Annotated in this window: 24 protein-coding genes and 1 other RNA gene; 11 read left to right on the forward strand and 14 right to left on the reverse strand. The window is 54.7% G+C overall.

Annotated elements, in window-relative coordinates:
• Positions 1 to 379 precede the first annotated feature (379 nt).
• From K0H79_RS14145 to K0H79_RS14155, 3 genes are all read left to right on the forward strand, one after another.
• On the forward strand, positions 380 to 712 hold the full coding sequence (locus tag K0H79_RS14145; RefSeq protein WP_220065370.1) for a carboxymuconolactone decarboxylase family protein: 333 nt from the start codon (positions 380 to 382) through the stop codon (positions 710 to 712).
• A 191-nt stretch (positions 713 to 903) separates the two neighbouring features.
• Positions 904 to 1,971 carry an alpha/beta hydrolase gene (locus K0H79_RS14150; protein ID WP_220076235.1) on the forward strand — a complete coding sequence of 356 codons (1,068 nt, stop codon included), beginning with the start codon at positions 904 to 906 and terminating at the stop codon, positions 1,969 to 1,971.
• A 142-nt stretch (positions 1,972 to 2,113) separates the two neighbouring features.
• Positions 2,114 to 3,160, forward strand: coding sequence for an NAD(P)-dependent alcohol dehydrogenase (locus tag K0H79_RS14155; protein WP_220076236.1), 1,047 nt, complete (start codon positions 2,114 to 2,116; stop codon positions 3,158 to 3,160).
• A gap of 17 nt (positions 3,161 to 3,177) precedes the next feature.
• Here the strand turns inward: K0H79_RS14155 and K0H79_RS14160 are convergent, their stop codons facing one another.
• Positions 3,178 to 3,534, reverse strand: a complete 357-nt coding sequence (locus K0H79_RS14160; protein WP_220076237.1) for a cyclophilin-like fold protein — start codon at positions 3,532 to 3,534, stop codon at positions 3,178 to 3,180.
• Positions 3,535 to 3,570: 36 nt separating this feature from the next.
• On the reverse strand, positions 3,571 to 4,083 hold the full coding sequence (locus K0H79_RS14165; RefSeq protein ID WP_220076238.1) for a cupin domain-containing protein: 513 nt from the start codon (positions 4,081 to 4,083) through the stop codon (positions 3,571 to 3,573).
• Between the two features lie 219 nt (positions 4,084 to 4,302).
• Between K0H79_RS14165 and K0H79_RS14170 the strand changes: the two genes are divergently transcribed.
• The gene (locus K0H79_RS14170) at positions 4,303 to 5,202 is read left to right on the forward strand and encodes an AraC family transcriptional regulator (RefSeq protein ID WP_220076239.1); all 900 of its coding nucleotides are present in this window, start codon (positions 4,303 to 4,305) and stop codon (positions 5,200 to 5,202) included.
• 191 nt (positions 5,203 to 5,393) lie between these two features.
• Positions 5,394 to 6,212, forward strand: coding sequence for a helix-turn-helix domain-containing protein (locus K0H79_RS14175; RefSeq protein WP_220076240.1), 819 nt, complete (start codon positions 5,394 to 5,396; stop codon positions 6,210 to 6,212).
• A 227-nt stretch (positions 6,213 to 6,439) separates the two neighbouring features.
• Here the strand turns inward: K0H79_RS14175 and K0H79_RS14180 are convergent, their stop codons facing one another.
• The 8 genes from K0H79_RS14180 to K0H79_RS14215 all read right to left on the reverse strand — a co-directional run bounded on the left by K0H79_RS14180 (position 6,440) and on the right by K0H79_RS14215 (position 16,742).
• Positions 6,440 to 7,351 carry an AraC family transcriptional regulator gene (locus tag K0H79_RS14180; protein WP_258405396.1) on the reverse strand — a complete coding sequence of 304 codons (912 nt, stop codon included), beginning with the start codon at positions 7,349 to 7,351 and terminating at the stop codon, positions 6,440 to 6,442.
• A complete protein-coding gene (locus K0H79_RS14185; RefSeq protein WP_220076241.1) occupies positions 7,329 to 8,186 on the reverse strand; it encodes an oxidoreductase in 858 nt (285 codons plus the stop codon). The genes K0H79_RS14180 and K0H79_RS14185 overlap by 23 nt, the downstream gene beginning before the upstream one ends.
• A 669-nt stretch (positions 8,187 to 8,855) precedes the next feature.
• Entirely contained in the window at positions 8,856 to 11,744 is a 2,889-nt protein-coding gene (gene gcvP, locus K0H79_RS14190; protein ID WP_220076242.1) for an aminomethyl-transferring glycine dehydrogenase, read from the reverse strand.
• A 101-nt stretch (positions 11,745 to 11,845) separates the two neighbouring features.
• Complete coding sequence (gene gcvH, locus K0H79_RS14195; protein ID WP_011760828.1) at positions 11,846 to 12,235, reverse strand: glycine cleavage system protein GcvH; 390 nt, start codon at positions 12,233 to 12,235, stop codon at positions 11,846 to 11,848.
• Between the two features lie 25 nt (positions 12,236 to 12,260).
• Positions 12,261 to 13,355, reverse strand: a complete 1,095-nt coding sequence (gene gcvT, locus K0H79_RS14200; protein WP_220076243.1) for a glycine cleavage system aminomethyltransferase GcvT — start codon at positions 13,353 to 13,355, stop codon at positions 12,261 to 12,263.
• Positions 13,356 to 13,635: 280 nt separating this feature from the next.
• Complete coding sequence (locus K0H79_RS14205; protein WP_220076244.1) at positions 13,636 to 14,817, reverse strand: FAD-dependent oxidoreductase; 1,182 nt, start codon at positions 14,815 to 14,817, stop codon at positions 13,636 to 13,638.
• A gap of 23 nt (positions 14,818 to 14,840) precedes the next feature.
• Entirely contained in the window at positions 14,841 to 16,034 is a 1,194-nt protein-coding gene (ubiH, locus tag K0H79_RS14210; RefSeq protein WP_408733395.1) for a 2-octaprenyl-6-methoxyphenyl hydroxylase, read from the reverse strand.
• Between the two features lie 132 nt (positions 16,035 to 16,166).
• Positions 16,167 to 16,742 carry a UPF0149 family protein gene (locus tag K0H79_RS14215; protein WP_220065385.1) on the reverse strand — a complete coding sequence of 192 codons (576 nt, stop codon included), beginning with the start codon at positions 16,740 to 16,742 and terminating at the stop codon, positions 16,167 to 16,169.
• Between the two features lie 249 nt (positions 16,743 to 16,991).
• On the opposite strand from K0H79_RS14215, the gene K0H79_RS14220 reads away from it, so the two are divergent.
• From K0H79_RS14220 to K0H79_RS14245, 6 genes are all read left to right on the forward strand, one after another.
• On the forward strand, positions 16,992 to 17,300 hold the full coding sequence (locus K0H79_RS14220) for a cell division protein ZapA (RefSeq protein ID WP_203324687.1): 309 nt from the start codon (positions 16,992 to 16,994) through the stop codon (positions 17,298 to 17,300).
• 52 nt (positions 17,301 to 17,352) lie between these two features.
• A non-coding RNA gene (gene ssrS, locus K0H79_RS14225) (6S RNA) lies at positions 17,353 to 17,533 on the forward strand.
• Between the two features lie 8 nt (positions 17,534 to 17,541).
• Positions 17,542 to 18,228 (forward strand): 5-formyltetrahydrofolate cyclo-ligase, encoded by a 687-nt coding sequence (locus tag K0H79_RS14230; RefSeq protein ID WP_220076246.1) that lies wholly within the window; start codon positions 17,542 to 17,544, stop codon positions 18,226 to 18,228.
• A 243-nt stretch (positions 18,229 to 18,471) separates the two neighbouring features.
• Positions 18,472 to 18,933, forward strand: a complete 462-nt coding sequence (locus K0H79_RS14235) for a hypothetical protein (RefSeq protein ID WP_220076247.1) — start codon at positions 18,472 to 18,474, stop codon at positions 18,931 to 18,933.
• 245 nt (positions 18,934 to 19,178) lie between these two features.
• Entirely contained in the window at positions 19,179 to 19,373 is a 195-nt protein-coding gene (locus tag K0H79_RS14240; RefSeq protein ID WP_011760838.1) for a hypothetical protein, read from the forward strand.
• Positions 19,374 to 19,577: 204 nt separating this feature from the next.
• Positions 19,578 to 20,360, forward strand: a complete 783-nt coding sequence (locus tag K0H79_RS14245; protein ID WP_220076248.1) for an EAL domain-containing protein — start codon at positions 19,578 to 19,580, stop codon at positions 20,358 to 20,360.
• A gap of 147 nt (positions 20,361 to 20,507) precedes the next feature.
• Here the strand turns inward: K0H79_RS14245 and K0H79_RS14250 are convergent, their stop codons facing one another.
• From K0H79_RS14250 to K0H79_RS14265, 4 genes are all read right to left on the reverse strand, one after another.
• Complete coding sequence (locus tag K0H79_RS14250; RefSeq protein ID WP_220076249.1) at positions 20,508 to 21,077, reverse strand: NAD(P)H-dependent oxidoreductase; 570 nt, start codon at positions 21,075 to 21,077, stop codon at positions 20,508 to 20,510.
• A 68-nt stretch (positions 21,078 to 21,145) separates the two neighbouring features.
• A complete protein-coding gene (locus K0H79_RS14255; protein ID WP_220076250.1) occupies positions 21,146 to 21,502 on the reverse strand; it encodes a MerR family transcriptional regulator in 357 nt (118 codons plus the stop codon).
• Positions 21,503 to 21,560: 58 nt separating this feature from the next.
• Positions 21,561 to 22,607, reverse strand: a complete 1,047-nt coding sequence (locus K0H79_RS14260; RefSeq protein ID WP_220076251.1) for a nitronate monooxygenase family protein — start codon at positions 22,605 to 22,607, stop codon at positions 21,561 to 21,563.
• Positions 22,608 to 22,748: 141 nt separating this feature from the next.
• Entirely contained in the window at positions 22,749 to 23,675 is a 927-nt protein-coding gene (locus K0H79_RS14265; RefSeq protein ID WP_220076252.1) for a DUF808 domain-containing protein, read from the reverse strand.
• Positions 23,676 to 23,773: the final 98 nt, after the last annotated feature.

Here is a 23,773-nt window from a genome sequence, read left to right on the forward strand (position 1 = left end):
GGGAAAACCCGTTGCAACAACCGGCTACATTAACCGATGTTTTTTTACAAGACCACCGATAAGGCGTAAATCCCGCAGAAAATTTAATCGTCGCAGATACGGAAAAAACCTTAATAATCAGTCTAAAGAACGACATCCATCTGCTGCAGCAAACACCTGCACTACCTTTTTACCTTTACATTTAGCCAGTAACACCTTTGGCGAGACTGAGATAACACAAACCCGGTTAACACCGGCGAGAATCGGCTTGGCCGGAAAAAAGGAGGTTGAGAGCAGGCTGGATAAATGGGCAATAAAACAGCCGCTTCAGGCAATACATCAACAGGTTTACGCCGTTAGGATAATGGCGGCTGAACTGTAGCCTGTTAACGGAGGTTTTATGGCTGAAAACACAGGTATTGCGCAAAAGATATTTGGGGATTTTGCTCCCAAGCTTGCGTATCTCACCGATGATATTCTGTTTGGCCCCGTGTGGGGCGGGGAAGAGCTTTCGCAACGGGACCGAAGCTTAATCACAGTGGCTGCGCTCATTACCCAGCACAGGCCTGATCAACTGAGGTTTCACCTCGCCAAGGCGGTGGAGAATGGCCTTTCCCAAACAGAGCTCATAGAGGTCATCACCCAGCTCGCCTTTTATGCCGGTTGGCCGAGTTCCATGACAGCACTCGACGTCGCCCGGGAAGTGTTCGCATCGACTGAGAGTGCGAAGTAACGCCGGGTCATCAGTGAATTCCACTCACAGAAATTGAGTCATCTTAAATCGAAAGTCCGGATTTTCAGGCAATCAATCCGGACCTTCATCCTTTCTTGTACGCGCCTGTTTTCCAGACAATAGAGCTCATATCCGCGCCTTCACAGACCACTGCGGCCGGCGGCAACCCTGTCTCTGATGAGGAAACGACATTGAAAACATCCATCACCACACTGGTGCCAGGCACCTTACTCAGTACTGCAGGTGCGTCCCTGCCAATGGATGCGCAGGCACAAACAACCGAATGGCAACAGACACCATCCAGCGATGCCAATAATTTTTATCGGAGTAATCGGCTCAACATGCAAAAGGTCACCTTTAAAAACCAGTTCCATATGAATGTCACTGGCAACCTTTACCTACCGAAAGACATAAAATCCACAGAGCGCAGACCGGCTATCATCGTCGGCCACCCCATGGGAGCAGTGAAAGAACAAAGCGCCACGCTATATGCACAGAAACTGGCCGAACAAGGATTTATCACGCTCGCCATCGACCTGTCGTTTTGGGGCGAGAGTGAAGGCAGTCCCCGCAACGCGGTACTGCCCGATATGTATGCTGAAGATTTCAGTGCCGCGGTTGATTTCCTCGGTACCAGCCAATTTGCCGATCGGGAAAGAATAGGTGTGCTCGGGATTTGTGGCAGCGGCGGTTTCGCCATCAGTGCCGCTAAAATCGATCCGAGAATGAAAGCCATTGCCACCGTCAGCATGTACGACATGGGAGGCTTCAGTCGCCATCTCTACGGCAAATCCCAATCGATGGCACAACGCAAACAGATACTCGCGGATGCGGCAGCGCAGCGCTATACGGAATTCACTGGCGGAGAAACCATATACACAGGCGGTACTCCCCATCAGATTGACGACAACTCTCATCCAATTGCCAAGGAGTTCTATGACTTCTACCGAACGCCCCGTGGACAATTTACCCCTGAAGGTTCCAGTGCAGAACTGACAACCCATCCGACGCTGAGCAGCAACGTCAAGTTTATGAATTTCTACCCCTTCAATGACATAGAAAGCATCTCACCACGCCCCTTGCTGTTTATCAGCGGCGAGCATGCCCACTCGATTGAGTTCAGTCAGGAGGCCTACGCGCTGGCCGCTGAGCCGAAGGAGCTATATCTGGTCAAGAATGCCGGGCACGTGGATCTCTATGACCGCACGGGATTAATCCCATTCGCCAAGTTAACTGACTTCTTTAACAAAAACCTGTAGTCCGGACGGATTGCCAAAGTCGCCCGGTCTCGACCAAAAGCACCTGCGAAAAGCACCTGCAAAAAGTACCGGTAAGAAGAGTGTCGTGGCGCCTGAGCGCCACTCGACACCCAATCCGCCGTTTATCCCATCAGGAGACAAGATGAAAACCATTGGATATGCAGCTCAATCCGCGCAAAGCCCCTTAGAGCCGTACGAATATGACTGTCGCGACCTCAGAGATGATGATGTTGCCATTGAAATACTCTACAGCGGCGTGTGCCACAGCGATTTACACACTGTGAAAAATGACTGGGGCTGGACCCTGTATCCCACTGTGCCGGGGCATGAGATTGTCGGCCGCGTGGTTGAGGTCGGCCCCGGGGTCACCCACTTCAAAGCTGGCGACAAGGTCGCCGTGGGTTGCATGGTAGACAGCTGTCAGACCTGCTCTCACTGCCACAGCGGTGAAGAGCAATTCTGCGAGCAGGGATTTACCCAAACCTATAACAGCGCCGACAGGCACACAGGGGAAATCACCAAAGGTGGCTACGCCAGACACATAGTCGTGCGGCAGGAGTTTGTACTCCAGATCCCGCCATCTCTGGATCTTGCAAGGGCGGCACCACTGCTGTGTGCCGGCATTACCACTTACTCGCCATTGAGAACCTGGCAGGTTGGTCCGGGCAGCCGTGTGGCCGTGATAGGCATGGGCGGACTTGGCCATATGGCTATCAAATTGGCTGTTGCCATGGGGGCACATGTCACTGTTATCAGCCGTAGCGCAGACAAACGCCAGGATGCCATGCAATTAGGCGCCAATGGGTTTCTCATCTCTACCGAAACACAGAGCATGAAGCAGGCAGTAAACCACTTCGATCTCATCCTGGATACCATCCCGGTAAAACATGATGTTACGCCCTATATGCCATTGCTCAAGGTCGATGGCACCCTGACGCTGGTTGGTCAGGTTGGCCCCCTCGCAGAAGTGAATACCGTCCCCATGATCATGGGGCGTCGGCGTATTGCCGCCTCCCTGATTGGTGGAATCGCTGAGACTCAGGAGATGCTCGATTTCTGTGCCCGAATGAACATCTTACCCGAAGTGGAAATGATCACCATGGAGCAGATTAACGACGCATTCGAGCGGCTTGAAAAGTCAGACGTGCACTACCGATTTGTAATCGATATGCAGGCGTCCAGGTTCTGATAGATTAAACAAGAGGCTCAGTTCAGAGCCTCTTTTTCTATGACCAATTCGATGTCTTTGGCATCGGTTAACCAGACGCAGTCGTCCGGTAGCCTGCCAAGTTTTATTAATCCTCTGGCGTAGCCAAAATCCCGATAAAAGAAGGCCAGGTTCCCCCAGGGGGCGTAGTAGCAGATATCCCCTGTATTGGCCGCCGTGCCTGTGGGTGAACCCGCTGTCGATAAGGCAGTATCCAGGTATGCGATTTTCTCTGTGCCTGCATAATCTGTGAGTGTGAGACTCAGAGGCAACAAAGCGAAAAAATCCCTTGCCGCCGCAGAGTCATCAAGGCTGGTATGGATAACAGTGCCATTAACCAGCAATCGAATATTCATGTGCGCCTCCGGTGTATCTGACATGGCAGCAGTGGCTCACCGGGCCCCAGGCAAAGTTGTATTCAGGTACTGGGCGTCCGTCACCGCCTCAAGCCATGTCACGGCACTGCCGGATTTGCTCTCCTGAATGGCTATGTGGCTCATGCTGGTATAAGAAACCGCACCATGCCAGTGGACAACATTGGCCGGGATAGACACCAGATCGCCGGGTTGAATTTGTATACGTTCGCTACCCGCTTGCTGAACCCAGCCCATGCCGGAGGTCACAATCAGGGTTTGCCCAATCGGGTGCGTATGCCAATGTGTGCGGCTTCCAGCCTCAAAGGTGACATTGGCGCCCGAGCTTCGTGCCTCTCCCTGGGCACTGAACAGTGCTTCCACCTTTACCTTGCCGGTAAAAAATGCATCAAGACCCTGAATGGGCTCCCGACTGTCCAGAGAATCCACGCTGATGTGCACGCCGTTCTCGCTTTTTTGCGCCGCCTCGGGACAGAGGCTAATAAATAACAGGGGAAGAGCGGCAAAAACAGTCAGGTCTGAGGTTTTCATAGAATGTACTCCAATGAACGGGGCTAAGCTTCAGCAATGGTACCAAGCGAGTGGCATGACCCATTGTTCCAGCTCGCCTCAGGCATCCATAGCAGGATACTGGCAATTGATTGCCTATTCGTCCGAATCATCGTCTCGATTGGTGGTAACAACTTCGTATCTGCGTAAAATCATCGGGAAGCAGATTTCGCAAAAAGTCTTCCCCTGTTGGAGCCAAAAATGCCTGAAAAAGAACGTATCGACAGCCTCTCGGTGGCCCTTGCCGGCGCGGTAGCAAGGCACACAGAAGGGGTTGAATGGGCGTCCACAGCAATCGAAGGGCTGGAGTTTTATCGTCAACCCTCACCGACGTCCTGCGCTATCTGCGTGGTAGAGCCCAGCATCGCCCTGGTAGTACAGGGGGCGAAAAGCATGACATTGGGCGAGCAGAGTTACAGATACGATACCAACCGCTTTCTTATCACCTCTTTGGATTTACCGGCAAAAATGCAGGTGTTGGAGGCCAGTGAGGAACAGCCTTATCTGGGCATTGTCATCAAGCTGGATTTGGCCATGATGAGTGAGCTGATTTTACAGGCGCCACTGCATCCACATAAAAGTGCCACGCCAGAGCACGCCATGGTACTTGGCAATACGACTGCGTCATTTCTGGATGCCATTCAGCGTCTGGTGGCACTGCTCGATGAGCCTGAGTCCATTGCTGTGCTCGCGCCACTGATCAAAAAAGAAATTTTCTGGCGGGTGCTTATCAGTGAACAGGGTAGCCGCTTGCGACAAATTGCATCGGCCGGCAGCCATGGACTGCGTATCGCCAGAGCCATCGAATGGCTCAAAACACATTATGACGAACATCTCAGTGTCGATGGGTTGGCTGAATTGGCACGCATGAGTAAATCAACATTTCACCACCACTTTAGAGAATGGACATCCATGAGTCCGCTTCAGTACCAAAAGAGGCTGAGGCTGCTTGAGGCTCGCAGGTTAATGCTCGGAGAAAATCTGGATGCCTCTGCGGCGGCTTACCGCGTGGGCTACGAAAGCCCATCGCAGTTTTCCCGGGAATATTCACGCCTCTTTGGCAATCCCCCCAAACGGGATGTGATAACCCATTGGCAGTAGCGCAGCCAGCGTCATTCGCAACATTGGGTTGCCAAATACAATGACAGGCATTTCCGCTGGCCTGGCAGGCGAAGAAGCAAATTGCGAATTATAGAATTGAGGTGTTTCATTAAGATGCAGTAAGGCCCTCTGGGTTTTCAGCCAATCTTGCTTTGATATACTGGCTCACCCCGCTTTTGGAGCGTTTTGCTATGTCGACACTGCCGCATCTTGGTTTTCAGCGCTACCAGCCCTGCGCCCTGCTGCAGCCCTATGTCAGTTGCTACTGGCAAATCTTCCGCCCCGCAGGCGCCGAGTCACAGTCGACTGAGTTTATGCACCCCGAAGGCGGCACAGGTATCGTGTTCAATTTTGGCGCGCCCATTCGCCTGGATGGCTGGCAACACAGGGCACAATGCCTGATCACAGGTCCCACCAAACAAAGCACCAAACTGGAACTCTCCGGCAGGGTTGATGCCCTGGGTATTCGCTTCTGGCCCGGCGCAGGGCGGGTATTTTTAAAGTCACCGCTGTCAGAATTGTTGGGACAACACCTGACACCGGGGGATCTGTCGCTGGCGCTGTTAAGCGATGAACTGGCCGAGCGCTTAGCGCTGCTGCCCACGGCACCAGAGCGCATTGCCCTGCTCGAAGCCCAGCTGCTGCAATATCTCACCGCCCACGAATCCCAGGCTCAGGCAACCGAGCCCAGGATGCAGTACGCACTCAGGTGGATAGCCGCGCAAAAGGGTCAGGGTGAAATACGCAACCTGCTAACCGAGATGGACATCAGCCAGCGCCAACTGGAGCGCCTGTTCCAACAAAATGTGGGCATGTCCCCAAAAAACTTCAGCATACTGCAGCGCACCGGCTTCGCCCGGGAACTGCTTAAACACGACACCGCCGCCCCACTCACCGATATCGGCTATCAGGCCGGCTTCTACGACCAGGCCCACTTTATCCGGGAATTCAAGCACGTGATTGGCATCACTCCAGGGCAGTTCAGAAGCAAGGCGCTGCTTAAGCGCTGAGGTCAAATTCGCCCCTGCCATGGGCGGGTTTGGAAATCGGCAAACAGCTGCGCCGCAAGGAAGTAACGCCTGAGCCGGACTGATACACCGATTCCTCCGCGTGGCAGCCTTCGACGAACGCTAGTGCGGTGAAACTGTTCATCGCATTGTCTAACGACACGCTAATGCCCTTTCGGAGCCACCGAGGACGATGCTGAAAGATGCCATTACCCTTGCCAAAATTCGAATCAACCCAGTTTCCGGTATTCCTTCGGGCTCATTCCTACCTTGGCTTTGAATAGCTTGCTGAAGTGTTGTGGATAGGCAAAGCCCAAATTATAGGCCACTTCCGTGACTGACAATTGTGTACCAAGCAAGCTGTTTTTGGCCCGCTCCAACACAAAGAAGTGAATGTAATCCGATGCGGTTCTGCCGGTTTCCTTTTTCAACAGGTCGCTCAAATAATAGGGCGAAATCCCCATTTCTTTACCGCAATAGGCCACTGTTGGCAGGCCCAGTTTTTCATACACTTGGTTCTGATAATAACGCTGCAATAGCTGCTCAAACTGGCTGGCAATATCTTTATTCAAATTGGTGCGGGTATAGAACTGCCGGTCGTAATAGCGGGTGCAATAATCCAACAACAGCTTGATGTTGGACACGATCAACTCCTGGCTGTGGCGGTCAATATTTCCTGAGTATTCAGCCACAATCTTATCGACTATGCCCCTGAGACAGGCCTTCTCAACCTCGGAAACATGCAAGGCCTCGTTGGCCTCGTAATGGAAAAATGAATAGCTGCCGATGCAGCGTCCAAGTTCCGAACGGCGAATAAGGTCAGGGTGAAACAGCAGGTTCCAACTCTCTTTTTCATCCGCCACACCTTCGGCCCCCGAGTATTGCACCACTTGGCCCGGCGCGATAAATACCAAGGTGCCATTTTGGTAATCGTAAGCGTTGCGGCCATAAATACAGGTGCCGGAAATACCGGCTTTTAAACTGATGGAATAGAGCTCTGAAACTATGGGAATATCTGCTAAATCGTTGAGCCTTTGACTGTCAAAAGCCCCCACCACAGACACCAAGGGGTGCCCGGGTGGCGCAAGACCAAAAGCCTGATGAACCTGGGCAATCGATTTAATGAGAAGCGGCGCTTTCATTTTTCTTCAGCTCTTTCTCGTAGGTGCTCATAATCACCTTATCAAAGATCCGGTCACTTAGCAGGCTACGTAAACACAAGATTGTACGACTCATGTAGCCCGCTATATATCGGGTTCTGGGACTATTTGATGCCACTATCCGTACAACCAATTCGCCAATGACCGCCGGTGAAGACATGCTCTTGGAATTGCTGTAAATCGCTTTATAGGTTCTTGCCACCGCAGTCGACATGGCCTGATAGGCCCCCCCCTTGGCACGTTCCACCAGTGGCTGGTACAAGACATCACCGAACTCCGAGCTGATCCCACCCGGTTCAATTATCACCACTCTGATATCAAAAGGCGTAAGCTCCAGTCGCAGACAATCGCTCCAGCCCTCCAGCGCATGCTTGGAGGCGTGGTACCAGGCACCGAGGGGGGTGTAAATTTTGCCACCCACCGAGGTGGTATTGATAATGGTGCCCGACTTTTGTTTGCGCATAGTGGGCAGCACGGCCTTGGTCATCTCGGCGAGGCCAAACAGGTTGACCTCAAACTGGCGTTTGGCATCTTCGTAAGATACATCTTCCACCGCACCTGTAACCGAGTAACCCGCATTATTCCAAAGCACATCAATGCGCCCCTGCTCTGCCACAATCTGAGCCACGGCACGCTCAATGGACTCAACAGAGGTTACATCTGTTTCAATGGCAAAACCGCCAGCCGCCACCAACTCCGTCATTTGCGACACTCGCCGAGCCAGACCATAAACTATATGGCCTTCTTTAATCAGTTTGAGTGCCCCGTCTTTCCCCATACCGGAAGACGCGCCTGTCACCACACATACCTTTTTCATCGTCATACCCCAGTGCTGTTTACCAGGCAAGATTGTTTGCCAACAGCACTAATCTAGCGGGAGCTGCCAACGGCTTCTTATACGTATTGCGGAAAAAACAACACCATTTAAGGAATCATCTGAGGGTGTATATAAATAGAGAATTATGAGGAGACAGAGCCGTTCAAGGGTATTGGACAAGCAATACCCCTTGCCCGCGTGAGGGTCGGAGACCCACGACTTTGTGCCGCTGGCACAGCGGCTAAACCCGCCAGGTTTTCAACAACAGCAGACGAAAATGGGCTAACAAGAGCCCATAAAAAAACGAGTGCCGAAGCACTCGTTTTTTATTGTCTGACCGAACCAAGGCTCAACTGGACCAAAATGGCGTTACTGCCGCACATAAGACAAGGAAACCTGCTGTTTTCGCCGCGCAGTTTACTCATGTAAAGAGCCACGAAAACAGTGGGGTGACACCTCCATAGGCCAAAACAAAAACGAGTGCCGAAGCACTCGTTTTTAATTTGTCAGTCTAGCCAAGGGTCAACAAGGCCAAAATTGCGTTGCCGACGCCGCTCATGTAAGGCAAATCGATGGTTCCAGCGCGCAGTTTACTCTTGTAAATGAGCACTGGAACCGAGATTTAACGCCCCTCTTTCGAGTTCAAGCAGCAAGTCCAGGCAGCAATTTTTACTCGTAGTCACTCATCGGTACGCAAGCACAGAACAGGTTGCGGTCGCCATACACGTCATCGATACGGTTCACGGTTGGCCAGAACTTGTTGGCACGCACTGACGCAGTTGGGAACACCGCCAGCTCACGGCTGTATGGGCGGCTATCAAACGCCGGGTCCATGATGTCATCCATGGTGTGTGGAGCATTGGCCAGCGGGTTGTTGTCAACCGGCCACTCGCCGCTTTCCACGCGAGCGATTTCGCCGCGAATGGCGACCATGGCCTCGATGAAGCGGTCCAGCTCAGCCTTTGACTCAGACTCAGTTGGCTCGATCATCAGGGTACCGGCAACCGGGAAGCTCATGGTTGGGGCGTGGAAACCGTAGTCGTTCAGACGCTTGGCCACGTCCATCTCGGTCACACCAGAGGCTTCCTTCAGCGGACGCATGTCGATGATGCACTCGTGGGCGATACGATCGTTACGGCCACGGAACAGCACCGGATAGTGCTCAGACAGCTTTTTGGTAACGTAGTTGGCGTTCAGCATGGCGGTTTGGGTAGATTGCTTCAGACCCTTGCTGCCCAAAAGCTTAATGTACATCCAGCTGATTGGCAGGATACCGGCGCTGCCGAATGGGGCAGCAGAGACGGCACCATTGTTGTCGCTCTCGATACCTTGCTTAACCACAGCGTGACCGGCTACGAAAGGTGCCAGGTGCTTCTTCACGCCGATTGGGCCCATACCTGGACCACCGCCGCCGTGAGGGATGGCGAAGGTTTTGTGCAGGTTCAGGTGCGATACGTCGGCACCGATAAAGCCAGGGGCAGTCAGGCCTACCTGAGCGTTCATGTTGGCACCGTCCAGGTACACCTGGCCACCGTGCTGATGGATGATGTCACAGATTTCACGCACGGTTTCTTCGTATACACCGTGGGTAGAAGGATAGGTGATCATGATGCACGACAGGTTCTCGGCCACTTCGGCAGCCTTGGCGCGCAGGTCATCCAGATCCACGTTGCCTTGTTTGTCACAGGCGGTCACCACAACCTTCATGCCAGCGAGCTGGGCAGAGGCAGGGTTGGTGCCGTGGGCAGACTGAGGGATCAAACACACATCGCGATGGCCTTCGCCGCGTGACTCGTGGTACTTGCGGATAGCCAGGAGACCGGCGTATTCGCCCTGGGCACCAGAGTTGGGCTGCATGCACACGGCATCGTAGCCTGTGATGTCCACCAGCCAGTCAGACAGCTCACCAATCAGCTGGGTGTAACCCTGGGCCTGCTCAGATGGGCAGAAGGGGTGCATGTTGGCAAATTCAGGCCAGCTCACCGGGATCATCTCAACGGCAGCGTTGAGCTTCATGGTGCAGGAACCCAAGGAAATCATGGAATAGTTCAGCGCCAGATCCTTGCTCTCGAGGCGCTTGATGTAGCGCATCATTTCGGTTTCGCTGTGGTAGCTGTTGAAGGTTGGGTGAGTCAGGAAAGCTTCTTCACGTACCAGTGCAGCTGGGATAGAGCTTGAACCCTTGGCAAGGATGTCGGCATCGATAGCTGCCACATCCAGACCATGACCGGCGCCCAGGATGATGTCGAACAGTTCGGCAACATCGGCACGGGTAGTGGTTTCAGCCAGACTCACACCCACAACGCCATCGGCGTCGTAGCGCAGGTTCACACCGGCAGCCAGGGCGCGGGCACGTACGGCGTCCACATCAACCTTGAAGCTTAAGGTATCGAACCACTGCGTGTTCAGTACAGTCACGCCCTTGGCGGCAAGACCGGCGGCCAGGATGTCGGTCAGGCGATGAATGCGCTCGGCAATCACCTTCAGACCTTGTGGGCCGTGGAATACGGCGTAGAAAGAGGCCATGTTGGCCAGCAGCACCTGTGCGGTACAGATGTTGGAGTTGGCTTTCTCACGGCGGATGTGCTGCTCGCGGGTTTGCATGGCCATACGCAGGGCAGTCTTACCACGGGTGTCTTTGGACACACCGATGATACGGCCGGGCATAGAGCGCTTGTGCTCGTCTTTGGACACAAAGAAGGCAGCGTGTGGACCACCAAAGCCCATTGGCACGCCAAAGCGCTGGGCGGAGCCGAATACCACGTCGGCGCCCATGGCACCGGGGCTCTTCAAGAGCACCAGCGACATGATGTCAGCGCCCACGGTCACAATCACGTTCTTGGCGCGCAGCTGGGCAAACAGCTCGGTGAAGTCGGTCAGTTGACCCTGACGGTTGGTGTACTGGAACAGGGCACCAAAGAGGTCATCATGGTTAGCGGCATCAGCAGCAGGACCGGTCACAATCTCAAAGCCAAAACACTCGGCGCGGGTTTTTACCACGTCCAGGGTTTGGGGGAATACGTCATCGGCTACGAAGAACGTATTGGCTTTCTTGGCCTTGGATACACGCTTGGCCAGCGCCATGGCTTCAGCAGCGGCAGTGGCTTCGTCCAGCAAAGAGGCAGAGGCCAGGTCCAGACCGGTCAGGTCAATGGACAGCTGCTGGAAGTTCAGGATGGCTTCGAGGCGGCCCTGGGCGATTTCTGGCTGATATGGGGTGTAGGCAGTGTACCAACCTGGGTTTTCCAGCACGTTACGCAGGATAACGTTAGGCACTTCGGTGCCGTGGTAGCCCATACCAATGTAGCTCTTGAACACCTGGTTCTTATCGGCCAGCTGGCGGATGTAGGCCAGACCGGCGGCTTCGCCATTGGAGGCTCCCACGTTCAGCTCGCGACCCAGACGGATAGACTCGGGTACGATTTGGGCGGTCAGATCTTCCAGGGACTCGGCACCAACGTAGTTCAGCATGGCTTGCTGTTCGTCGGCATCGGGGCCAATGTGACGGGTCAGAAACAGCTCGTGCTGTTCCAGCTGGGTGAGGGTTTGCTTGGTCATGATAAACCTTTCAAATTACGCCGATCTCAATTGCGACCGATCTGCTTTATGTCGGATAAAACAAACGAAGCCCCGGGGGGCTTCGTTTTTCCTGGCGAGGATTATTCCTCGTCGATAACTGCTTGATAACCTTCGGCGTCGAGCAGGCTGTCCAGCTCAGACTCGTCAGAAGGCTTGATGCGGAAGAACCAGCCGTCACCGTAAGCATCGCTGTTTACCAGCTCAGGAGAATCTTCCAGAGATTCGTTCACGGCAATCACTTCACCGGAGATAGGGGCATAGATGTCAGAGGCGGCTTTTACAGACTCGGCCACGGCGCAGTCTTCACCGGCAGACACAGTGTCACCCACTTCAGGCAGCTCAACGAATACCATGTCACCCAGCAGTTCCTGAGCGTGCTCAGTGATACCTACGGTGTAGGTGCCGTCGTCTTCCTTGCGGATCCATTCGTGGGAAGAAGCATACTTGAGTTCGGACGGGATATTGCTCATTGTTCTTGTTCCTTAATCGGGTCTTTTAAAATGCTTGTTTTCCATTGCGTACGAAGCTGGGTGCAATGACACGCACCGTCACACGCTTCTTGCGCATTTCCACTTCGGCAGTATCACCGATGGCGCCGGGTACGCGAGCCATCGCGATAGAATAGCCCAAAGTGGGTGAGAATGTACCGCTGGTGATCACGCCCTGGTGCTCAACGCCATTGGCGTCGGTAAAAAACACTGGCATATCATGGCGCAGAACGCCCTTCTCTTCCATCACCAGACCGACTAATTTGTCGCTGCCCTTGGCCTTGATGGTTTCCAGTGCTTCACGGCCGATAAAGTCGCGATCCGCAGGTTCCCATGCAATGGTCCAGCCCATGTTGGCGGCCAGTGGATTGACGCTTTCGTCCATGTCCTGACCGTAGAGGTTCATACCGGCTTCAAGACGCAGGGTATCACGGGCACCCAGACCACATGGCTGCACACCGGCATCCAGCAGGGCTTGCCACAGGGCTTCGGCTTCGGCTTCAGGCACGATGATCTCGTAACCGGCTTCACCAGTGTAACCAGTGGTGGCAATAAAGAGGCTGCCGGCCTGCTTGCCGAAGAAAGGCTTCATGCCTTCGATGGCGGCGTTTTGCTCGGCGGTAAATACGTTGGCGGCTTTGGCTTTGGCGTTGGGGCCCTGCACGGCAATCATGGCCAGCTCAGGACGCTCGGTGATGGTCACCTCGAAGCCTTTGGCTTGCTCGCCAATCCACGCCAGATCTTTTTCGCGGGTCGCAGAGTTAACTACCACGCGGTATTGGGTATCGCTGAGATAGTAGGTGATGAGGTCGTCGATAACGCCGCCGTCGTGGTTCAGCATGCCGCCGTAGAGGGCTTTGCCGGGGACGGTCAGTTTGGCAATGTCGTTAGCCAGCAGTTTGCGCAGGAAAGCGCGGGCGTCGGCACCTTCAACGTCCACCACAGTCATGTGAGATACGTCGAACATACCGGCGTCACGGCGCACGGCATGGTGCTCTTCGATTTGGGAGCCATAGTTGAGGGGCATGTCCCAGCCGTGGAAGTCCACCATCTTGGCGTTCGATTCCAGGTGCTTGCTAAAGAGTACAGTTTTATTAGCCATTATTATCCCTTCTATCCGGGGCTTTGGTGCCAAAAATAGAAACGGCACCTGGTTAAAATGCGGCGAAATTATACCTTGCGTCACAAATTTGTATACAAGAGAATTTTCTAATCCGAACAACAAAACATTAGTTTTCCTAATGAAAAAGCCAGAAAAAACTAATCTTCAGAGGTCGCTTTACAATTTTCCGCCGCCAATTGTTTGATATTTGCTGCAAAAATCGCCTTTAACGGCTGCTTGGCCGGCAGCTGTTATCAAATATTTCACAGAGACTGTTTGCTTATCTGCCCATGGCCTGTTTGATGAACACTGTTTTCAGTCCAGGCAACTTATCCACCAGATTCAGTCCCAGATCCCGCACAGCCTGCTTGATGGGGTTGTTGCCTTCGAAGAGGCGTTTGAAGCCTTCCATGGTGGCGATCATTTCCTGGGCGGCCGCCTTACGTTCGCGTTCCAGCGGCCGAAGCAGGCGGTAATCACCTATGTCTTTGCCATCGGCTTTCAGGCGACCAATGGTATCGATAATGGCGGCGGCGTCCTGAAAACCCAGGTTTACGCCCTGCCCCGCCAGCGGGTGTATGGTGTGGGCCGCATCTCCCGCCAGCAGCAGGCGGTGGCGGGCAAAATGGCGGGCATAGCGCATCCGCAAATTAAAACCAATGCGCTCGCTCTTTACCTGGCACAGGCCAAGACGGGCATCGAATGCAGCAGTGAGCGATTTTGAAAAATTTTCATCATCCATGGCCAGCAGTGTCTGCGCCTTGGGCTCGGTCACAGACCAGACGATGGAGCAAAGATTTGCCTGATACAGCGGCAAAAACGCCAGCGGGCCATCCGGCAAAAACACCTGGCGGGCACAGCCCTCGTGGGGCTCGGCGGTTTCTATGGTGGCAACAATGGCGGTGTGGCCATAGTCCCAGAAGGTGAGCGGAATATTGCACTGGCTGCGCACCCAGCTGTTGGCGCCATCGGCGGCAATCACCAGCGCCGCCGAGAGCATGTCGCCCTCTTCCAGGGTAAGCCAGGCTTCCTTTTCACCAAAGGCGAGGCGGCTTAAGCGCACGCCTTCGCGGTAATCCAGGTTATCAAACTCACTGGCGCGCTTTGCCAGTGCGGCGGCAATGTTGTCGTTTTCGATGATGGTGCCGAGACTTGTCTCACCCAGCTCATTGGCATCAAAGCCAATCTTGCCCATGCCGTCTTTGTCCCACACCTGCATACGGCCGTAGGGCGCCGTGCGCTGACAGTCCATCAGCGCCCAGGCCCCCAAAGACTGGAGCAAACCTTCGCTGGCGCGGTTGATGGCGCTGACCCGAAGACGGGGCTCACCTTCAACAGCGCTCTGGCTGCCCGCATCCAGAACTGTCACCTTAAGCCCGGCCTCGGCAAGGCCGATGGCGGTTGCCAATCCCACCATGCCGCCACCTACAATGGCCACATCACAGCTTTGGGTTGTCATCATCTGTCAGTCCTCGGACAAAATAGTTACAGGTTGGGCGTCAGGCGGACACCACGGCGCCAGCCCATGGCCCGGCTTGCCAACGGCGCCTTGAGCGGCGGACACCAGGACAGCAGCCTAAGCCCCAAACTGCGCCCGGCCACCAGCGGCCAATATTGATTGGAAAAGCCCCGAACCAGGGATTCGATGGCCAGCAGGGTCTCGCATCTGTCGTGCTCACGAAGTGCCAGATAACGATGCAGCAAGCGAATATCACCCACATCCGCCAGACTGTTTTCACTCAGGGCGCTGTGCAATACCCGCGTCAGGTCCACTATGTCCCTGAGACCCAGGTTAAAGCCCTGACCGGCGATGGGATGCAGGGTTTGGGCGGCATTGCCAACAAACACGCAGCGATGGTGAATGGGTCTTGGCATCCAGGAAAGCTTCAGGGGATAACGCTGGCGATTACCGGCACCAACAAACACTCCGGCCCGGTTGCCAAAGGCCTGTTGCAATTGACTCACAAAGCGTTGCTCATCGCACTCTTGCAGCACCTTGGCTTGTTCGGGAGCCAGCGCCCACACCAACGAGAGCCGTGACTCTCCATTGATGGGCGCCATGGGTAACAAGGCCAAAGGCCCGGTGTCGGTAAAGCGCTCCCAGGCCCAGTGTTCGTGGGGCTGCCGGGTTACCACATTGGCAATCACGGCTTCCTGGTCGAAGTCCACCTGCTCCAGAGGTAAATTAAAGTGGCTGCGCACGGCAGAGCCCAAACCATCGGCAGCGACCACAAGCTTGGCACTCAGCCTTTTACCCGATTCGAGCAGCAGTGTATGTGCATCCTGACCGGCCTCCATACCCACCAGGCCATCGGGACACAGCAGTTGGATACGGGTCTTGGCGATGGCATCAAACAACGCCTTGCCCACGGCCTCAAGCTCAACCACCTGCCCAAGGTAGGGCAGGCCAAAGGCGCTGCTGTTGAGCTCTGTCATACCGAAATGACCACGGTCTGAGACGTGAATATCGGTAATGGGCGTGCCGAGCCGGCTTAGGTGTCGCCACACACCGAGGCGCTTGAGCTCCTCAATGGAGCCTTCGGCGACGGCGATGGCACGGGCATCGAAGCCTGGATGTTCGTCGCCCGGCGCCCTGGCTTCAATCAGGGCGATGGAAAGGGAAGTACCTGAGGATTTGCAGAGCTGTTCAAGGGCCAGCGCCAGGGTTGCACCGGCCATGGCGCCGCCCACTATGGCGATATCGACAGCCTGGTTTGCCTGAGATGCAACGTCAGGCGCATCGTCAACGGCAGTTGGGTTAGTGTGACGGGTGTCGTCCATGGTGCACAGCTCCTCGAAGTCCCGCCAATATCAATGCAGATTATTGCTGGGCTGTATGGCGCCGCCGCCATCCTGGGGGCCAAATTCCTGGTAGCAATGAATGGCCGCCATACGCACAAACTCAAGGATTTCGACATAGGCGGTTTCAGACTCTTCATCATCCACTACATCGAATTCGACCTGGGCCACGGCGGCGAGATCGGCAATCACTTCGCGCACATCTTCCGAGGCCTGATTAAGCCCCGGCTGGATAATGGCAAGCCCGGTCAGAAAACTCTGCACCCACAGCGACAGGGCTTCGACTCGGTCACACAGGGGCTCTTCTTCTTCGGGCAACAGCGGCATAAAACCAAAGTCGATTTCCCCCAGACGGGCCTGGGTGTCCACAAACAGCTCTTCCACCAGGGCTTGCAGCTCAGCGGGCAATGATTGCCCGTCGTTCATCAGCTCAAGCAGGGGCTTAAGCCAGGCCCCCCGGCCCTGCTCTACGCCACCGGCAATCAAGCCGACCATGGCGCCGTGCACTTCCACCGGATGCTGACCAATTTCAGCCGCTTCCAGCGCGCCGAGCAGTTTTTCAATTTTGAGGGAGGGTGGGGTTGCCATAATTGAGTGTCCAGAGCCTAAACGCAATGTGCCAATGCTAACAGACGCCAGCGGTAGTGACCAAGTTTGCAAACAGGGGTTTGTGGCAATTTTGCGTGACATTGGCTCAATAATCATCTTTTGCCTCAGGCCGTTGCTCACGCAAGCAGCAAACTCGTTTTCAGCGCGGCATCAACGCCGCTCCGGCCTTGCACTTTTGCAACCCGCCTTATATAGTCCGCCACATAAAGACCACCACAGGGATAGCCCATGAGCAGTAGCGCCATTGATATCATCCTCCTTGGACGCACCTACTCCATCGCCTGTCCAGTCGGACAAGAAGCGGCACTGAGGGCGGTGGCACAAAAGCTTGAGCAGCAGCTGACGTCACTTCGTGGCCGCACCAGCAATCTGAGCCGGGAAGATCTGGCCATGATGGCGGCATTAAATCTCGGTCACGAGTTGCACGAAGAACAGCGAAAGAATCAAGACTATATGCAGCAAATGGACGACCGAATCCGCCTGCTGCAGCGAACGCTCGAACAAGCTTTGGTTGAGCGAAGCCACAAGGAAGATTAAACTGATTACAGGTTTTGCGCCGGGTACATTCCCTGTGTAACGCCACCAAATTTGCTCCCTGGGTTGTGCGCCAGCTGGTAATGTCCCTGTGCCGATATTTTTGACTTTAGGGCAGGTGTTTTACCGACATTGAGCAGGCTCGGCTCGTACCGAGAAGCCTTAGGAAGTAATCGCAGGCCCGCCTTGAACCTACGGTTCAAGGGCTACACCGGCAGCGGCATTCCGGGGAGCATCTCAACTTATGACGGTATCCGTCACATCCAACGCGACTATCGCCCAGCGTGCGAAAGCACAAGAAGGCTTAAGCGCCGATGCGCTGATTAGCTCAAGTGCTGAAGCACTGGGCAACATGAGTGCGAATGCGTCGCGCAGTACCATACGAAAACACGTTCGTGCCCTGAGACGCGCCCTCAGCGGCGATGTTCAGGCATCGGCGGCCCTGCAGGCAGCGCAGCATCTGTTGACTGAGCTGGATGGCGCCCGCGCCATTGCCCTTTATCTTGAAAACGACGGTGAAATCAGCACCCGCCCCCTGATTGAAGCCCTGTGGCAACAAGGGGTTGACGTGTATCTGCCGGTGCTGCATCCCTTCGCCGAAGGCCATTTACTCTTTATCCGTTACGATAAACACAGCAATATGCGCGACAACCTTTACGGTATCCCCGAGCCCGTGATGGCCTGCCACCGCCTGTGCCCGGCCTACCGGCTCGACGCCATCATCACCCCTCTGGTCGCCTTCGATGACAGCGGCAACCGCCTCGGCATGGGCGGCGGCTTTTACGACCGCACCCTGGCACATCTGCCAGACAGTACCCGGGTAATAGGCCTTGCCCACGATTGTCAGCGCCTGCCTGCCCTGCCCGTTGAGGCCTGGGATGTGCCGCTGCCAAAGATAATCACCCCCTCAAAGGTGTTTAACTTCAGCTAACACTCACCTTATATTCCACCTTGCGCATTCCACATAGTGGCGAGGCGTTTTTGCGCTAACCCCGATGCAAAGGCTCATCAAGTCCGGGGTGAAGATTCACTGGCTGTCTTTCTGTCGGTCTTTCTAGCTGTCTTTCTGTCGGTCTTTCTAGCTGTCTTTCTGTCGGCCTTTCTTGCTTTGGGACTTTCAGGCGCTCGCCCCCTTTGGGTAAGATAGAGTTACCCTTAGCTGAATTAGCCCCTTATGCCGCCGAGACTTGAACGCGCAGGTAAAATCGACAGTGCCAACCGTGCCCGCGCCAAACTGGAAATGATGGAAAATGCTTACCACGCCCTGAAGCAGCGACAGTCTCCTTATAAGACATTGCTTGGCAGCCTCCTGGGGGCGGTATTGGCGCTGATAGGCTTTGTGATGATTGCTGCAGCAGACACCGGCATGGTGTTTTTATATCTGCTACCACCTACTCTGATTGGTCTTGGTGCCAGGATTGTTGGCCAATGTTTTGAGTGGCCACTGCTTTTAATCCCCGGCGCCAGTGCGGCCTTCGTATATCTGACCGTTTTTGGTTATGTGTTGCCCTTTCAAAGTGCCGACTTGATAGTGGTACCACTGGGTATCGCCCTCGCCGTTTTCCTCGCCCGAAAACCCCTTTCTGACCTTGAGAAAAACGCCCTCTGGCAAGCCAGGTTGGGCAAGTTTGACTGAGGGGCTCGATACAGCCGTCCGCTCCAATCGCTTTTAAGCATAAGCCAAGCCAACTTTTTAACTTCCAAACCCATTTCTTAACAAAGCTTGCGCCAACGCAAGCTTTGCGTCCCTAGCAAGAAAACAGCACCTTAAACTTGATTGCGATCAAATATCTGCATCATCAAGTCTTCATACTGAAGCCATCAAAAAGCGGGCATGAAATAAGCCCCTGTCCATGACAAACCTTCAAAAGGAATTCGGTTATGAAATCAGAAGTCGTTGTTCTGCTCCTTGCAACCCTCGCCCTGGTCGTGGCACTGGTAGGTCATATTGCAATCGGCTTTATGCTGAATGTCAGCGCCTTGGGTATGGTGGCAGCGCCCGTGCCCTTTGTATTGATGTTGGTGGCCGTGATAGCGGTGAAATACGCCGCCGCCCACGATAAGCCCGCTCACTAATCCCCGCGGAAAACACCTCTGTGGCCCGGTTATCCGGGCCAATAACAACTCAGGTCTGTCGTCGTGGCGATGGCCACTGCACGTCCAACAAACTTACGTCTCTGTGCCATCCAGGCAAGCCCCCATAAGTACTTGGCATTCTCAACTGCTGCATCTACAGTAGTCTCACGGCCTTTTATTTTGCGGACCCGCTGAGACTACGACGTGGACTTTCCTGAAGAAATCAAACAGCAAACCTGTGCTGACTGCCTGAGCGGCGTCTCTCTTGGCTTTCGAATCCGCATGGCATTTCAGCCCATCATCGATTGGCAAACCCGCAAAATATTCGCCTACGAGGCGCTGGTCAGGGGCCCCGAGGGGCAAGGCGCCGGCTGGGTGTTTGAGCAAATCAACGAAACCAACAAGTACTATTTTGATCAGGCATGCAGAATCACCGCCATCAAAACCGCTGCTGAGCTTGGATGCGACACCTTTTTATCCATCAACTTTTTGCCCAACGCCGTCTACAACCCACTGACCTGCATCAAGGCAACCATAGAGGCAGCCCACCTTTACAACTTCGATTTGAAGAAACTCATCTTTGAAGTGACTGAAGGGGAAAATATTATCGACAAGGCACACTTGCGGAACATTTTCCAAAGCTATGCCCAATTCGGCTTTTTAACCGCTATCGATGACTATGGCGCGGGCTACACCCACATCAGTTGGCTTTCTGAGCTGAAACCCCATGTGCTTAAATTGGACATGTCCCTCATCCGTGACATAGACAAAGACCCGTTAAAACAGGCACAAATCAGGGAGATCAAGGCCCAGTGCGATCTGCAGTGCACTCAACTTCTTGCTGAAGGCATTGAAACCCAAGAGGAACTCAGCTGTCTGACCGAAATGGGTATCCGCTATTTACAAGGATATCTGTTCGCCCGCCCCACACTCGAACACCTCACCACGGCAAGCGACATTGAACTGCTTCAGGCAATTGATTGGTAAGTGAATTTATCTTTAACGCCCTGAGATATAAGTCAGCAGCCACGCCGGATAAAAGCCGAACCTGCGGCCTTTAATAAGACGATGCCATGGCAAGACAGCCCAGGATACTGCGATTCAGGCGATATCCAGGGCGATATGGCAAGACTATCACTCCCCTTCTCGGCCAAAGATTTTTATGCGCTGTTGCCAGAGCTCAAGACATTCTGCCGTCACCCAGGACGCCGATGGGAAGTACATAGTGTTTGCCGGGGCAAAGCCACAAAACTGCAGGGTAAACCGGTCCAGCTGATTCACAACGGGCGCTGCCTGCTCCTCGGCAAAGTCAGCTGGTGCATCCATGGTGAACATCAGTCGCGCGGTTTTGCCCTGCAGCAGCGGGATAGCGGCCTCGTTATTAGCGTCATAGCGAAAGGCAAAGCCCGGCAGCAGACTGCGGTCAAGCAGCCCTTTAAAGGCCGCGGGCAGGCTGCCCCACCAGATAGGGCTCACAATAACCAGATGCCCGGCCCAGCTGAGCGCCTGCTGAAAGTCCTCCAGGCAAGGCTCCAGTGGCTGCATCCCATAACCCTCTCTCAGGTTGGCATCAAAGACCATCTGTGACAGGTTAAAGCGCCTTACCCTGTGATACTCCCGCGCTTCGACTTCATACATATCCGCCAAATGTTTGCACAGGCTGTCGGCTTTCGGATTGGCATTTACTATCAGAATATTTTTCATCCCCGTACTCCTTATCAAGGTTAACGAGGACGATTCTAAAGTCTCCCCTTAAGGGCAGAGTCAAGGGCTTAATCGCTGAGTCCCGGGCAATCGTCCATAGCCGAAAGACACTTATCCACCGTCGCCAGTTGCTGTTCCAGCCTAAGCTGCTGCGCCCGGATGTCCTGTTTAATGCCCTCGATAAACCGGCGTATTTGCGGCCAGTCAAGGGTCTCGCCCCGGGCAGGCACTACGGCCGTGAGCTTGGTCAGTGGCACTCCCAGGGCTTTGGCATCGCGAATAAGGCGCAGCAGTTCGAGATCCTGTGACGAATAAACCCGATAGCGCCCATGGCGCTTCGGTGCGGGCAACAAGCCTTTTTGCTCATAAAAGCGGATCGCCTTAATGGAAAGCCCCGTAACCCTTGCCGCCTCACCTATGTACATCTTCGCTCCTCATCCAGACACTCCTTAGCCACTGCATGCCCTATCAACGTTCTCCGAATCACAACGTCAACCCGGCAGCGAGGGCCCGGGTAAGCTCTGCCGCCGGTACATCGCGGCAACCTGAGGTGTTTTGCCCGCACCACAGGGGGGAAAAGTCCCCCTTACCCTGCTGCTCCGCCGCCTGTCGCAGCAGCCCCATATCGATGGAGGCAAAGGGAAATGGCGGCGCAGCCTCATGCAAGGGGCCAAGCTCTGCCATGGCGCGATTGACTATGCCCCGGGCCGGTCTGCCGGAAAAAAGCGTGGTGATTTGAGTTTGCAGCGGTTGCTCACCGATGGCGCGGCGATGGATAGCAGAGGTTTTGGCTTCATCGCACAATAGATACGCCGTGCCAATCTGCACCGCATCGGCCCCGGCTTTAAACGCAGCATTGATGTCGGCGACGCAGCCAAGGCCACCGGCGGCAATGACGGGCACCGTCAGTCTATCCTTCACCAATGCCAGCAGCGCATGCAGCGGCTGCTGAGTACCCAACTCCATCGACAAAAACATGCCTCTGTGGCCACCGGCTTCAAGCCCCTGCAGTATAATGCCGTCGGCGCCGTTAGCCTCAAGCCACAGCGCCTCATCGAGGGTGGTTGCCGAAGACAGCACCCTGGTGCCCCAGCCTTTTACCCGCTGCAACAAGGCCTTGTCCGGAAGCCCAAAATGAAAGCTGACAAAGGCTGGCCGCGCCGCTTCTATCACATCGGCTACGTCGTGGCTGAAGGGTTGGCGACTGGCCTTGGCCGGACCTGAAGACGCGGTAACACCAAGTTCATAAAAATAAGGTGCCAGCACCGACTGCCAGCGCTGACGGATGAGGTCCGGGTAATCACTTACCCTGTGACAAAAGAAGTTGAGATTAAAAGGTGCTGACGTTGCCGCCTGAATACGATGAATTTCAGCCTGTATTACCTCATTACTCAACATACCGCAGGGCAAGGAACCCAAACCTCCGGCGTTGCATACCGCAATGGCAAGGTCACTGTCCTGCACCCCGGCCATGGGGGCCTGGATGATGGGTAAAGCTGTGCCGAGAAACGGCTGTAATTTGTTGCTCATTTCCACTCCCTGTGGTTACTTGCTGCCAACCCGGAGGTGACTCGGGCCTGGTCGACGACCGCCCGAGATACCAGCTGCCGCTTAGTCACTCATCCAAGCGCCTTGGGCAGGCGGTCAAAAGGGCAGCCAAATGGCAATGAATCAATTTGCCTTGGCGGGTTTAAACTTTGCAATCAAGGTCATCACGAGCACGGCCACCGCCCCCGCGGCTATGCCAAAAAGCAGATTCAGCACACTCGGGGTAAAGAATTCGAGCACAGGGCCTATGGCCTCAATCGCCCCCACCCGCGCCGCTGCCGCATTGATGCCGTCGTGAAGCACGTGGATGCCGTGGGTAAGGATGCTGCCCCCCACCATAAACATGGCTGCCGTACCCACAACAGATAAGAGTTTCATGAGTTTGGGCGCCGCCGCCAGCAGCAGGTTACCCAACATCCGGGCAAGCTTAGCGGTTTTACGCGACAGCCAGAGCCCCAAATCATCGAGTTTGACTATCCCGGCCACCAAACCATAGACACCTATGGTCATCAGCACCGCAATGATGGACAGGGTCGCGACCTGGGTCATAAAGGTTTGCTCGGCCACCACTCCCAGGGTGATGGCAATAATCTCGGCCGAGAGCACAAAATCGGTGCGTATCGCGCCCTTCACCTTTTGCTTTTCATACTCTTTGGGGTCCATACCCTTTGGCACCAACGCCTCGTGAGCATCTTCCCCCTCAATCGGCACATGCTTGGCTCTGGCATGCCAGAGCTTTTCAAAGCCTTCAAAACACAAAAACAGGCCGCCGAACATCAAGAGGGGCGTCACCAGCCAGGGGACAAAGGCGCTGATAAGCAGCGCCAGGGGGACCAGGATTAACTTATTGAGAAATGAGCCCTTGGCAACGGCCCACACCACGGGCAACTCCCGGTCGGCATTGACCCCGGTTACCTGCTGGGCATTGAGGGCCAAATCGTCCCCCAGCACCCCGGCGGTTTTCTTGGCAGCAACCTTACTCATCACAGACACATCATCCAGAATGGTCGCAATATCATCCAGCAGGGTGAGCAAACTGGCTCCGGCCATAACAACTCCTTGTGAAAACACTTAAATCGGTTGCGGTTATCCTAATCCATCCCTTTGGCAAAACGCACCCCTGGGATGCAAAAGTGTCAGAGAAGCGG

Source organism: Shewanella sp. FJAT-52076 (assembly GCF_019457455.1).
Classification (GTDB): Bacteria; Pseudomonadota; Gammaproteobacteria; order Enterobacterales; family Shewanellaceae; genus Shewanella; species Shewanella zhangzhouensis.